Source organism: Nostoc sp. DedQUE04, assembly GCF_034530995.1.
Classification (GTDB): domain Bacteria; phylum Cyanobacteriota; class Cyanobacteriia; order Cyanobacteriales; family Nostocaceae; genus Nostoc.
In genome coordinates, this window is the sequence record NZ_JAVRCA010000067.1 from 1 (window position 1) to 14183 (window position 14183).

A 14183-nucleotide genomic window follows, 5' to 3' on the forward strand; every position below is an offset into this window, starting at 1 on the left:
TTATCTCAATGGTTTACTTGCTATTTGAGTATTTCTGCCAAAACTGGATGCTCCCTATTTTTTGGAGTTCCCTAACTAAAATTTTAACGGGAATACGGTAAAATCCAGAGGTACTTTTATTGTTACCAACGCGGGTTAAGGATGGAAGTAATATGATTACGTTTTTGGCTGGGGGTGATGTTGCTCTTTCTGTGACGCTATTGTTTGTGATGTCATAGATGTGGGCTAGGCAACTCTAGTTTTGAATATAGTTGCAATAACTTTAGGTTTTGCGATCGCTACTTTAACCGGATTAGGAGAAAAACGTGTTACAGCAATTACAGTAGAAGTAGGAATTCAAAATCGGACACTCGCGATCGCAATCGCTTCTACACCTACATTACTGAACAGTCCTACAATGACCATTCCTGGGGCAATTTATGGTCTGCTAATGTTTGTAACCGACATTCCTTGATGGTACAAGCCCCTAGATTCATCTATGGAGTTAATCTAAAATCTAAAATCTAAAATTCCCAAGCCCCTAGATTTATCTATGGGGTCAATCCAAAATCCAAAACTTGTACTGAGCGAAGTCGAAGTATCTAAAATCCAAAATTGTCTGACTGATGCTGGATTTTTGGTAGGCTAGTCGTCACCAATATTTTTTGAAAGCATAAAATTAGTTTGCCTCATAGGTTACAAGTATTTGTATAAATTGAATTATTCAATCTTGTTACGTTGATGTTTCTAGCCTCTTCTGCTAAACCCATTGATGACAATCTCAAAAATTTTGTAGACGAAATTGAAGCGCAAAGTCCTAGATTATCAGTTTTAGTAGCGCGTCAATTACGTTATAGTTTGCTTCAAACTCCGGTAGAACTGAGCATTAAAGAACCCCGCCAGTTTAACGTACTCGAAGAATTTATCATCCGTGCTGCTATTGAATTTCAACCTCCGCCAACAGAAGATGAATTAGCCTCTGTACTTGGGCTGGATTCTGTATTTATTAAAACTACTACTGCAACTCTTCGTTCCTTACAAACTCTATCACCAACATCGCCACTAACAGTTACTCCTGAAGGGCGCTCATTTTATGAAAAAGGGTCTGTACCACTGCCGCCATATCCTGTACAAATTAATGCTATTACAGACCCTTTAAGCGACAAAATAACTTTTCAATCTGAATCCTTAAATGAGACAGTAATAAATTTGCCTGATTTGGCAGATTTTATAACTATTGATAATACAATTGCTGATATTACTTCCTTACCGCTTGAGCAAATTCAAACAAACATTCAAGCTTCAGGTTTAGCACTTCATGTACCAGAAAAAGGAAAAATTGTCACTTCCTGTAAGGTGCTAGCTTCAACTCAAAAAATTTGGAGAAAGATATCGATTTTCATTATACTTGATGCTTTTGAAGATAACTTGAGTATTCAAATAAGAAATGGAACACAAATTTTAAAGTCAGCAGCCAATTGGTTAGAAGTGTTACATAATGAAGGTAAAATCTCTTTAGAAAAATTATGTAATTTGTCAATTCAAACCATCAATTGTGAACGTGAAACCATTCTTAAGCTGAAAAATACTGAAATAGAAGCTAGACTCAAAGATATTCGTACAAAGGCTCTAGAAAACTCTAAAAAGTCAGTATTAGGTCAAGCAATTCAGTTACGAAATGGACAAATTAGCCAAGCTTTTTTAGAAGTTTTAAATTCGGCGAAAAGCCAAGTTCTGATTTATTATCCTTGGGTGAATCAAGCAGTTATTAATGAAAAATTTCTGACTCTATTACAGAAATTAGCTAATCGCGGAGTATGGATTTTAATTGGACATGGAATTACGCGGCAACTAGAAAATGAGGATAAACCAATTCCACCAGAAGTGGAAAAAAACCTTCGAGCGATAAAAACACCTGATGGTTTACCATCCGTACAGGTTTTTTGTTTGGGAGATTCCCATGTCAAAGAAGTAATAGTCGATCGAAAAATCTATCTTTGCGGCTCTCATAACTGGCTATCTTATCGCGGTAATTACCTACCACTAGACGAGTCAGTTTATCAAGTGACAATTCCCCTTCAAGTCCAGGAAGCTTATGAATTTCTCGCTAATCGCTTCCAAAATCACGCTCAGAAATTATGGCAAAATGCTCTCGAAAACCGTGATTCTCAACTGGCTGTAGAGTCTTTATGTATCTGGGGTGCGCTAAGTATGGAAGAGATTGCACTAAAAGAGATACAGAAAAACAATTGGCTTGAACTTCTGCCTGTATGGTTGAATGTAGCAATACAGGGATTAAAGTCAAAAAACTTATCAAGTGATTCAACAAGTTTTAAAACTGCACTTTCTTTGCTGAGTCAAGTTTCTATCGAAGAGACTTTTATTGATTTATTGCAACAGAGATGGCGTCAAGCGATCGGCGCGATCGCAATTAACAATCCCGAAACTGCTTTAAATTTACTTAGTGATGAAGTATGGGCGCAGTTTATACGTCTCAAGATTGTTCAAGAGAGTGATTCACCCAATGATTTTATTTTGTAGCATGATATAACCTACACTAGAAGATTTTTCCTACTCCAATAGTAATAATTTCTCAAAGACAATCCAGAAATATGCCGTCTGAAATATACCGTCTTGATTTCGCGGGGATTGTCAATTAAATGATTCTTAACCTTTGATTGACTTAAAGATAGATCCAGAGATTCGTCTTGTTCGATACAATTTATAGGTAGAGAGAGCCGAGGAGAACAAGGTGGTCTTATTAAAAGGCTTTGAGATTGAGATGTACACGGGCACGCCTCAAGGTGAAATCGTCGGTCTCTCCGACAAAATTGTTGCGGCTTTGGATGGATTTATGCGCGAACCAGATAGCCGCAACGTCGAGTACATAACTCAACCATCCCATAATTACGAAAATTTATTGTGTGCCTTGCTGCGTCCCCGGCGGGAGTTGCGAAACTACCTCAATCGTTTGGGCGATTACACCTTAATACCAGGGAGTACTTTGTCTTTGGGTGGGGGCGATCGCTTTCTCCGTTCCGATCCAGCAAACCCCTATCATGATTACATTGAGAACACCTACGGCACGAAAGTAGTCACCGCTAGCGTACACATCAATGTCGGCATCAGCGACCCAGAAGTATTGATGCGGGCGTGTCGGGTAATCCGTATGGAAGCGCCCTTATTTCTCGCCCTCAGCGCTTCATCTCCGTTCTTGGATGGCAAAGCTACTGGCTATCACTCCACCCGTTGGGGCGTTTTCCCACAAACGCCCAGCCATGTGCCCTTATTTGCCAGCCACGCCGATCATATCCAGTGGGTGGAAGATCAACTCGTTGCCGGAACCATGCAAAATGTAAGGCATTTGTGGGCATCGGTGCGACCAAATGGCGACCGCCGTCCTTATGACTTGAATCGCCTAGAACTGCGAATTTGCGATTTAGTCACAGATCCTATTGCCTTATTGGCTATTACTGCCTTATTAGAAGCGCGTTTGTTGCAAATAATCGAAAACCCCAGCATCGATCCGTTAACCCAAAGCACTTTCTCTGCTGAAGAACTCGTCACCCTGACTGCTGACAACGAAGCTGCTGCTGCTGCTGGTAGTCTTGATGCTCAGTTGAGGCATTGGCAAGATGGCAGAAGTATTGTAGCCAGAGATTGGATTGCCGAAATTTACCAAGATGTTTGGGCGATCGCCAAGCAACAAGGTTTTAGCTGTTTCCTTTCGCCTTTGCACAAAATCCTCCGCGAAGGCAATGAAGCTCAACAGTGGTTGCAATTACACGCAGTCGGTTTTGACAGCCAACGCGTCATCACTCAGGCTATTATTGCCACCCAAGAGCGCGAAATCGAACTCGAAGACAAATTATGTTCGTCTCTGCTGGGTTAACTCAAAAGACATTGGGGATTGAACATTGAGAAAACACTTTGTTTTATTCCCTTATCTCTCAACTTTCGTCTTCATACAAATGGTAGATTTTTTTGCAGGCACTACCAGCCTTAAAAAACACAAGTACTTACTTTCTCTACACAAGACTTAATATTTCCCGATTGTAGCCAAATATCCTCTCAGGCATTGATCTGGGATTGTTTGTACTTCCTTTTAAAAATCTAATCGATAGAGGATGCTTGATTATTATTAACAAAACCTATGAATAGCCTCTACCTTTTGGTAGATTTAACATTGACCATAATTTTTTTTATACAATACTTAAATTATACGGATAATGCCTCAGGTAGTTTTAGTGAACCCGCAGATACCTCCTAATACAGGTAATATTGCCCGTACTTGTGCAGCTACAGGTACAGAGCTGCATTTGGTGGGGCCTTTGGGGTTTGAAATTAGCGATCGCTACCTCAAAAGAGCCGGCTTAGATTACTGGCCTTATGTGAAACTACACTATCACGAATCACTAGAAGCCTTTAAAACCGTACATCAGAGGCGTGGTGGCAGATGGTTGGGTTATACGGTTAATGGAAATTGTAATTATGTAAGCTTTCAGTTTCAACCTGATGATTGGCTACTGTTTGGTAGTGAAACCACAGGCTTACCACCAGCAATTCTGTCAGATTGCGATGCTACCGTCTATATTCCCATGAGCCAACCAGGGGTTCGCAGCTTGAACCTGTCAGTGAGTGTAGCAATAGGCTTATTTGAAACCCGTCGTCAGTTAGGCTATTTAGAATAGTTGTTTACATGACTGTTTATAAGTGTATTTACTTATAAGCTTTCCAAAAACCTATTAGACGATTTATTTGTGACTGCAAAAATTTTCTCGCTCACAGCAAAAATATGTAAAACAATATACCAAAAAATTAAATTATTCGCGAAATGTAGTGGAAGATACTTACAAGTATAGTAAGGTTATTATAAGAAATTTGTATATGAAACTTGGAATATTGCCGAATTTGAATGATAGATTTTGATGAATTTAAAACATTCTAAACTAGGAACGAAATTGCTAAAATCCAGTCATGTATTGCATTTGAGCTATTTTTGCTCGATCGAGGACAGAAATTAGCTCAAAAGTAGCCGATAGTTAATACGGTTGTTTTTTAGGGAATAATCAACGTAAAGTCTCGTGTTGATGAAGACGGATGGGGTAGAAATATCTTGAAGATATCTACAGCAGGGGGCATAACTTTTCCAGAAGTCGCCGCAATTTAATTTTCAGCAGCGACTTGGACTTGGCAAATAGTTTGTCCAGTCCCCGCGATTGACGCAAGACAAGCGCGGATAATGGTAAAGAGTAAAATCGTCCTAAGTGGTGTTAGGAGTGGTTCGGACAAGTAAACACAGCAAAATTTAAGTTTTGCAAACAGATGTGAACTTGTCTAAATCAGAGAAGCAGGTTAATCTTGCGTAAGCATCTCTGGTGAATGTGATCTCGATCTATCATTTGTTGCGATCTAAATCATTGACTAGTATCCAACTGAAAAATCGAGGTTAGTTAAGCGCTAGTGATCGTAAGGAGGTCGTCTTTGAAACGAGCATTGAAAAAGAGAGTAAAAGCTGTGTTGAACAATACCCCTAGCAGCGATGATGCCCCGGTAGAACTGCTAAATGTGATGAATCCAAAAGTGAACAGCCGGGTGCGGACAAAAGCGGCGATGATTGGCTTGGCAATCTCTATGGGAGCAACCAGCCTTTTGGTGACTCGACAAAGCGATCAAGCCCAAGCAGCGGTGCCAGTAGGTAGCCAAAAGGCAACTTCAGCGATTCCTGCTGTTCCTGACACCAACGTGAAATTCGCCTCCACAAAGCTGGAGTCCCAAGCAGTCTCATCAGCGAGCGTGCCGGAAAATCCTGTAATCGTGGAACCAACGGCAGTATCACAAGTGCCTGGGCTTGAAGCTAAATGGCAAGTCGCGGCAAGTGGAATATCTTTGCAAGTTCCTGCATCAAACAAGTTTTCTCAAACAACAGCAGGTTATAAAAATTCCACTAACCTGAAGCCCAAAATGGCACAGGGATTGAACAATACCTTAGCCGAAACTAGTTTTCCAACAGTCAATAAGCTGTCTGACTATAGTGCTGATGGTGTTGATAGTACAAATACATCACTAACTGCCCAGCCACAAACAGTGGCAACGTCAACCGCAGCTAACAGTGAAATAAATGTACAACTCAAGGCGCAACAAGAGTTCGCACTAAATCGCTTACAAGAAAAATCGAACCGTTTAAGAAAGAGTCTGGCGCAGTTGCAGTCTGGAGAGACCAAAAATTTATCACAAGCTGATATAGAATTGGCGCAGCCGACAACTGTGGTTGAGAAGACTGCATTAGCAGTCCAGTCAGACACTTCTAACGATGCAAGCCAAGCGAATTTGGTATCGAAGTTAAAACAGAAGCCACAGACAAGTGCATCTGTACCATCGGCGCCAATAGTGATTGCCTCCTCGACGCATACAGCTTATGAAGTTAAACCTGGAGATACACTAGCAGCGATCGCCAGCAGATACAACACTTCAGTATCAGAACTAGTTAAAGCAAATAACCTCAATAATCCCAATGAACTGCGAATTAGTCAAAAACTAGTTATTCCTGCGGTTCAAACTCCTGCGGTTCAAATTCCTGCGGTTCAAATTCCTGCCGTTAAAGTTGAGGCAACTGTAGCGAGTCAGCCCACTTTTGTAGAGTCTAGCAAAACTCCTAATGTTGCTACCTCCCCTTTGAATATTGGTAGTGCTAACTCATATCTACCTAGTTCACCATCACCAACTATTGCCGACAACAGTAGCGTTGCCGTTCCTGCACCGGTAACTGTACAGATTCAGGCAAATAGTGCAACCGACTTAGAAACTGCCCCCCCCACAGCTAAGTCTTATGGCGTCGGTGGTGACATTCCAGTGCCACAAGCTTTTGCCGAAATGCAACAGCCGAAGACACCAGCAAATAGGGTAGCAAGGGTAAACAATAACAATAATGACCGTTTGCGGGGCTTACAAGCGGAAATCCAGAGGTTACAGCAGAAATATCGCGCTCAACAGTCTGGTAATTTAGTTGTGCCAGCAGCAGCGATCGAAGCAAATAATGCTGCTATACTCACTCCTATTTCTACGCCCAATAATTTAAGTGTACCTAACCCTGCATCTAGACCGAATAGTGTAGCAATACCAATTCCAGTTCCGACACCGATTCGGGCTAACTATAGCGTTCAGCCTAAGTCCCAATTCCATACTACTGTACGCCCTACCGAAGTAGTAAACCCAGAATTCTTGCCTAATCTGGGTTCTGCTAGCCAGTGGACTCCCTCTCGCACTCAATCTGCCACAAGGGTGGCAACGCCTCCTGGAAAAGTAAATGCCTCTGACTCCTTAGGAAAGATGCGAGGAACCACAGTTTCTCCACAGGTATTACCACCTTTGGCAGCAGTGGATCAATATCTTCCCAGACCCATTGACGAACTTACACCTCCTCCATCTTCCTCAACCTTAGCTTACACCTGGCCAGCAAAGGGAACCCTAACTTCTGGCTATGGCTGGCGCTGGGGTAGAATGCACAAAGGAATTGACGTTGCTAACTCCACTGGCACGCCAGTTGTAGCTTCAGCTGAGGGGACGATAGAAAAAGCTGGCTGGAACAATGGTGGCTATGGCAACCTCGTCGAAATCCGCCATCCTGATGGCAGCACGACTCGCTATGCTCATAACAGCAAGATTCTGGTGCAACCTGGTCAGGCAGTACATCAGGGAGAAACAATTGCTTTAATGGGTAGCACTGGTCACAGCACTGGGCCACACACCCACTTTGAAATCCATCCATCAGGCAAGGGTGCTGTTAACCCAATAGCTATGTTACCGCAACGCCTATAATTCTTGGCTGTCTGTAACTAAATCATTGCTTTGTTAGTTGAGGGAGTCTACCTCCCTCTTCTACTTTTATTACCTCAATAAGGATGAAAGTTCTAACAAAATTGCCAAATGGACTAGTCTTGAGCAAATTTCTATGCTATATTAGTTAATGATTTTGAAAAACATGGCTCAGTAGCTCAGTTGGTTAGAGCACGGGACTCATAAGCCTGGGGTCGTTGGTTCAACTCCGACCTGAGCCATTTTAAAAGTGCAATAACAAAATAGGGGTTTCAACTCCTAGTGTACATTCACAAATTAATGTCGCAATATTAGAGACTTATCGACTGTGTACAGTGACTTGTTAAGACAAGTTCTCTTAGTTAGTAATGCTTTTGATATTCTGCAATTTCTGGCATTGTCCGTTTATCTATAAAGCCAGAACAGGAAAGGGTTTTTCACAGACAGGGCATTTTGATAACAAGCGTAACTGATGGCGATCGCATCCACATAACTTAATATAGGTGTCTTGACTTAAATTGCATAAACTTGCATAATAATAAAGCTAATACAATTTATAAAACTAATTAGTAAGCTTTTTAAGCTTATCTACTAGTAGTTTTGGGGTTATAGCGCAGTTGGTAGCGCACCTCAATGGCATTGAGGGGGTCAGCGGTTCGAATCCGCTTAGCTCCACTATTAAAACACAGCTGTTCAAAACCTGTTTTTGTGATTTAAAGGAGAAGTTGGACAACTTCTGCAACTTTATCTTCCAAATCAAGCAAGATCATGCTTGAAATCACAACTAGTTTCAGTTTCTTAAATACGCCCCCACATTAAGATGCGCTTGTAGGGAAAAAAGAACGGACGCTCATCCTCTAATAACTCGAATAGCTTCTGCTGATAGCGTTCGACAAATCTCTCATAGGTTTGGGCATCCAGTAGGGACTCATAAGCCGTTAGCAATGTCCCGCGATACCACTCCACTACGGCTTCTCGTGAGGGCAACACATGCCCATAAATTTGAAGCTTGACTTCCTGCTGGACAAACCCCAATTTATAAAGCATTCGGGCGTATGTTTCTGGAGGAAGTACCTCTAAACGCCGCACATATCCTCTTAATTCTTGACTGAATTCCTGTGCAGTCTCAACTGCTATCTGATGCACTGGCTCACTATCCATCGTTGGTATTTGTACGGCAAGCTGTCCACCAGGTCGCAGTTTTGCCCGCAATTTCTCAAATAAAACCTCATGTCCCGTCAACCACTGCAATGCTGCATTAGAAAAAATCACATCAAACTCCCCATCTATTGGGTTTTTCTCAATCCGTCCTTGCTCAAACCGTAGTCCATGGCCTTCAAACTGACGCGCCTTTTCCAGCATTTTCTCAGAAGCATCTATCCCTAAAGTCTCCTGTGCTGCTAACGTTTCATGCAGATATTTAGTTAACTTTCCGGTTCCACACCCTAAATCAAGAACTCGTAAGTTTTCTTGCCGATGTACCATGTCTACCAAGTCGTAGAATGGACGACTTCTTTCAGCTTGAAATCGTTCGTATAGTTCTGGATTCCATTTATCTGACATATTTTTATAATTCGTAATTCGTAATTTATAAAGCCGTATTTTCTGATGTAAATGACAAAAAACGATCTCGTCAGAAATTGCGGGTTGAAATTTGCTTAAGATACGTCATAAGGTGTCGCAGCTACGCCCGTCGTAGACATCCCACTCAATTTACCATGCCCTATGACCAACTATTTTCGCTCTAATGTTGATGCAATGGCTAGCTATGTTCCTGGCGAGCAGCCTCAACGTGGTACACAGATTATTAAACTTAACAGCAATGAGAATCCCTATCCTCCTTCTCCTGCGGCATTAGCTGTGTTACGAAATATTGATGGTGAGTGGTTGCGGCGGTATCCAGAACCTTTTGGGGGGGAATTTCGGCAAGCTGCAAGTAAAGTTTTAGGAGTTCCTAGTGATTGGATAATTGTCGGAAATGGCAGTGACGAATTGTTAAGTGTGGTGATTCGAGCCTGTGCTGAACCTGGGAAAAAGGTAGTTTATCCGATCCCTACTTACGTGCTATACCGGACATTGACAGAAATGCAAGCGGCGGAAATTATTGAGATTCCCTACAGCAAAGACTACAGCTTACCAAAGGACGAATTAGTTGCTGCCAATGGGGCTGTGACCTTTATTGCGTCGCCCAATAGTCCATCGGGACATGTGGTAGCAACAAATGATTTACGAAAACTAGCCAGCCAGTTATCTGGAGTTTTAGCAATCGATGAAGCATACATAGATTTTACCGAAGAGAATGCATTGGCTTTGGTTAAGGAACACGAAAACGTCATTGTGCTTCGGACGCTATCTAAGGGGTACTCGTTGGCAGGATTGCGATTGGGCTTTGGGGTGGCGAATCCTAAACTTTTGCAGGGATTGTTTAAGATTAAAGATAGCTATAACATTGATGCGATCGCTTGTGCAATTGGCACGGCTGCCATCACTGACCAAGCTTATAAAAATGCTTGTGTAGCCAAGATTAAAGCATCACGGACTAAGTTAGCAATAGACTTGAAACAATTAGGTTTTCACATCTGGGATTCCCAAGCTAACTTTTTGCTGGCGCAGCCAAGAGAAGGAAATGCAGAATATCTCTATCAAAAATTGAAGGAACGGGGAATTTTAATCCGCTACTTCAAGCAGCCTGGATTAGATGATAAATTACGCATTACTGTTGGGACAGATGAGCAAAATCAAGCTTTAGTAGAGGCACTAAGTAGGTGGGTGTAAATATTTGTCGTTAGGATAAGGCAGAGTCAGAAGTCAGAATTCATTCTGATTGTAAAAAGCAAATAGCGCAGCGTCTCGTAGAGAATGTCTTGATTCTGAATTATGCATTCTTCTTCAATCACATTAACTTATAGCACTTGAAAACTAAAGCCAAGACTTGCCCAATTATTCACATCCAAGCTATGTGAATCGGCTGCTGTAACGTTCATCTCTGTTTTGAAGGCACTAGCGTTATGTAAGTCTTGTAGCAAGGCTTGTACAACTTCTAAGGAATTTAACAATGGGCCAATTGGCCCTTGTTCGGCTGTGGAATACTTGGCAGTGTTCAAGGCGGCCAGAGTTCCGTTAAAGGGGGCAGTACTAAAAATCAGTTGGTGTTCGCACTCAGAAGCTGGCCCTGAAATCATCCATTCGGAAGCAGTATTTGTTTGGGGTAGGGTAAGGGTTTCACCTGGAGCGATGACAACTTCTTTAAGCAGAGGTTTGGTGTCTGCGGTGTTTGGTTCTTGGAGAGTTTCCCAAGAATAGAAGGCGATCGCTGTATGATTATTGTTTAATCCTAGCAAGATTAAATATACTGGGCGATCGCTCTGGTTTTCTACCCGATATTGCATTTGACTACCGATAGGGACAATCGGAGTAGGGAGTGATTTTTGAATCGAAGTTTCTGTTTTGAAAGTTCGTACTGTTTCGCGCTGCATGATAACGCGAGGCGATATGTTGTTAATTATTTCTAAGGTTGTCTTAAGAGCCAAGCGGGAAGAACCTTGATTTTCTGTCAGTCGCCATAACTTGGCTGCTAACAAGGTTGATAATTTTGGTGCTAACTTTTGCACTGTTGATTTTACTGCTTCTCCTGCTTCCCCCGTGGCATTAGAAATTAGTTCGCCACTCAGAGAAAATAAACCATAACGACTAGGTGTTTGCTGTAGTTTGGCAAATAGATAATCAGCCGGTTTTTCCCCTGCGACTACGGTGGAGACATGGGGAAATCCAGCAAAAGCACTTGTAGCGTCTACGCGCTCAATTCTTTCTAATCCAGTATCCAGAGCAATTATTAAATTAATATTTCGGGGTAAAACGCGGACTGCTTCTTGGATAAGTTGCCCGATTTGTAAAGGATTTGCACCTTCTATTTGGGAAATTTGCGCTTTTGCTGTTAACCCAGTCCGCGATCGCAATACTAATTCTTCTCTTGTTGTTCCTAAAGTAAATCGAGAATTAACTCCGTAGTATAGCAGCACTTGTGGCGGTAATCCTGCTAACCACAGCTGGACTGTTTTGCCATCTTCTTCAATGGCTGTCACTGCGCCTTCTGCACCAATAATACTGTCTGGCGGTAGAGACGTTAAATGTTGATTTTTTTGACTACTTAATAACCCTGGTTGCTGTTTACTACCCAATTTGGATAGAGAATTTTCCATATACGAGAGGGCGACTTGAATTTTGGTATTTGGGGTGAATTCCCACAAATACTGCGTCAAGGCGTAGGTAAATAACCCAGCACTAAAACCAGAAAAGAGTTCTTCCCTCGCCGACTGCTTGGGATTTGAGGTAGCTGCTAAGACAATCGGCGTGCTGGGTAACTTCTGAGTTTTAAGTTGTTGAAGAAAGTCGAGTTCTTCTGCTGCTAGCTTTGCCTCTACTGATTCTGGAAGGGCACGACTTTTTAATCCTAATACTGGGGTTGGCGCATAATAGCTAGTATCTAATACTGCTGTGACTCGTTCTGTAGGGAGCGATCGCAATAATAGCAGTAAAGTTTCTTCTAATATATAGTTGACTATTTTCTCTTCTTGTGAAGCAAAACTGGCATTAGCTGTCACCAGAGCATTTTGCATTGTCTCTGGCGATGTTTCCAATTTGACACGGCTGCCATAACCGCTAAAGTGGAAGAAGACCGTATCATCGGGTTTAGCTTGATTGCTCAAGCGATCTAAAAAAGCCGTCTCAATGAATTCCCTACTAGCTTCTTCCTCAGTTAAGGTTAGGATATCTGAGCCTTGGAAACCAAAGCGATGAATCAAAACTTCTCTTTGTAGTTCCACATCTGTCAGACAACCACTGAGGGCTGGAATTTTTGGGTATTGGTTAATACCAATTAACAATGCCAACTTGCGCGGACTGGGTTGTGCCAAAGCTTGATAATAGCGATTTCCTAAAGACAACCACTCAGCTTCAGTTATGCCCAATACCGCGAGTATTGAGCCAATTCTCTCTAAAAACGTGCGACGTTTCATAATTAGCTATCAGCCCTCAGCCATTCAGTTAGCAGCTTACAGGGCTGAACTCTGTATTGTAAAGTTACAAAAATCTGGGGAGCGGAGGGGCAGGGGAGAAATCAATTCAAAATTCAAAATTCAAAATTCAAAATTCAATCCCCATGCCCAATGCCCAATGCCCAATGCCCAATGCCCTAAGCCGTTACTTCTATACGCATTGCCCGTGCTAACTCTGCTGCTACCTCTGGACGAGAAAATTCTGGTGGAGGTAACTCACCGCGCCGCAGCATTTCCCTAACTTTTGTCCCTGATAGGTGAATGCGTTCTTCTGGCCTGCTGGGACTGGTTTTAGATGTTGCCATCTGCTTAGTGCGCGTGCAGTAAAAGGCGTGTTCAAATTTCATTGGCACAATGCCTAATTCGCTTGGCGCAAATTCATCAAAGATATACTGAGCATCATAAGTGCCATAATAGTCACCAACACCAGCATGATCCCGTCCGACGATAAAGTGAGTACAGCCGTAGTTTTTGCGGACTAAGGCATGGAAGATCGCCTCACGAGGCCCAGCATAGCGCATTGCGGCGGGATTAATTGCCAAAGTTACCCTGTCTAAGGGGTAGTAGTGTTCCAGCAAAATTTCATAGCAGCGCATCCGCACATCAGCGGCGATATCATCTTCTTTTGTCGCCCCGACTAATGGGTGCAAAAATAGACCATCAACAGTTTCTAAGGCACACTTTTGAATATATTCATGGGCGCGGTGGATGGGGTTGCGAGTTTGAAAGCCGACGATAGTTTTCCAACCCTTGTCTTGAAATAGTTGCCGTGAGGCCGCTGGATCGATTTGGTAACTGGGAAACTGGGGATGAGGTTCGCGTTGCAACAACCAAATATCACCCGCCAGATGTACGCTACCTTGGTTATAGAGTACCTGTACGCCGGGATGATTGACATCATTAGTACGGTAGACTTTTATTGCTTCGCGGATTTTGTCGTAATGATATTTTTGCGTAAGTTGCAAAACTCCGATAAATTCGCCTTTGGAGTTATCCAGACGGATTAAGCCGCCTTCTTGCAACGGGGAAGCTACTTCTTCGCTTACCGATAGTGTAATCGGAATTGACCACACAAGACCGTTAGCTAATCGCATTTCTGTCACAGTGCGATCGTAGTCTTCTTGGTTCATAAAACCCGTCAGCGGACTAAAAGCACCGATCGCAATCATTTCTAAATCGGAAACGGCGCGATCGTCAAGTTGCACTCGTGGCAAAAAGTCAGCTTTTGAGAGAAACTCTGCTCTTTGTTCTGATGTGGCGATACGGTTAACCAACTGTCCACCGTGGGGGGCTATGGCATCTGGATTGTGACTCAACTTAATCCCCTCTCTGCTT

9 protein-coding genes and 2 tRNA genes are annotated in these 14183 nt (G+C 42.5%); 8 read left to right on the forward strand and 3 right to left on the reverse strand.

Features of this window, described 5'->3' with window-relative positions:
- The first annotated feature begins 241 nt into the window (after positions 1–241).
- From RM049_RS31545 to RM049_RS31575, 7 genes are all read left to right on the forward strand, one after another.
- Positions 242–454: a hypothetical protein gene (locus tag RM049_RS31545; protein ID WP_322706989.1), complete on the forward strand. Its 213-nt coding sequence runs from the start codon at positions 242–244 to the stop codon at positions 452–454.
- A gap of 266 nt (positions 455–720) precedes the next feature.
- On the forward strand, positions 721–2520 hold the full coding sequence (locus tag RM049_RS31550) for a hypothetical protein (RefSeq protein WP_322706990.1): 1800 nt from the start codon (positions 721–723) through the stop codon (positions 2518–2520).
- A 211-nt stretch (positions 2521–2731) separates the two neighbouring features.
- Positions 2732–3871 (forward strand): glutamate--cysteine ligase, encoded by a 1140-nt coding sequence (gene gshA, locus RM049_RS31555; protein ID WP_322674338.1) that lies wholly within the window; start codon positions 2732–2734, stop codon positions 3869–3871.
- A gap of 337 nt (positions 3872–4208) precedes the next feature.
- Positions 4209–4670 carry a tRNA (cytidine(34)-2'-O)-methyltransferase gene (locus tag RM049_RS31560; protein ID WP_322674339.1) on the forward strand — a complete coding sequence of 154 codons (462 nt, stop codon included), beginning with the start codon at positions 4209–4211 and terminating at the stop codon, positions 4668–4670.
- Between the two features lie 793 nt (positions 4671–5463).
- Entirely contained in the window at positions 5464–7797 is a 2334-nt protein-coding gene (locus RM049_RS31565; protein WP_322706991.1) for a peptidoglycan DD-metalloendopeptidase family protein, read from the forward strand.
- Positions 7798–7962: 165 nt separating this feature from the next.
- Positions 7963–8036, forward strand: a tRNA-Met gene (locus RM049_RS31570).
- 360 nt (positions 8037–8396) lie between these two features.
- Positions 8397–8469, forward strand: a tRNA-Ala gene (locus tag RM049_RS31575).
- Positions 8470–8592: 123 nt separating this feature from the next.
- Here RM049_RS31575 and RM049_RS31580 read toward each other — a convergent pair.
- Positions 8593–9357, reverse strand: a complete 765-nt coding sequence (locus RM049_RS31580) for a methyltransferase domain-containing protein (RefSeq protein WP_322706992.1) — start codon at positions 9355–9357, stop codon at positions 8593–8595.
- Positions 9358–9519: 162 nt separating this feature from the next.
- Here RM049_RS31580 and hisC point away from each other — a divergent pair, with 162 nt between their 5' ends.
- Positions 9520–10569, forward strand: coding sequence for a histidinol-phosphate transaminase (hisC, locus tag RM049_RS31585; RefSeq protein WP_322706993.1), 1050 nt, complete (start codon positions 9520–9522; stop codon positions 10567–10569).
- A gap of 128 nt (positions 10570–10697) precedes the next feature.
- On the opposite strand, the gene RM049_RS31590 is transcribed toward hisC, so the two are convergent.
- Together RM049_RS31590 and sat are read right to left on the reverse strand one after the other, a co-directional pair.
- On the reverse strand, positions 10698–12809 hold the full coding sequence (locus RM049_RS31590) for a caspase family protein (RefSeq protein WP_322706994.1): 2112 nt from the start codon (positions 12807–12809) through the stop codon (positions 10698–10700).
- A 176-nt stretch (positions 12810–12985) separates the two neighbouring features.
- On the reverse strand, positions 12986–14164 hold the full coding sequence (gene sat / locus RM049_RS31595; RefSeq protein ID WP_322700951.1) for a sulfate adenylyltransferase: 1179 nt from the start codon (positions 14162–14164) through the stop codon (positions 12986–12988).
- Positions 14165–14183: the final 19 nt, after the last annotated feature.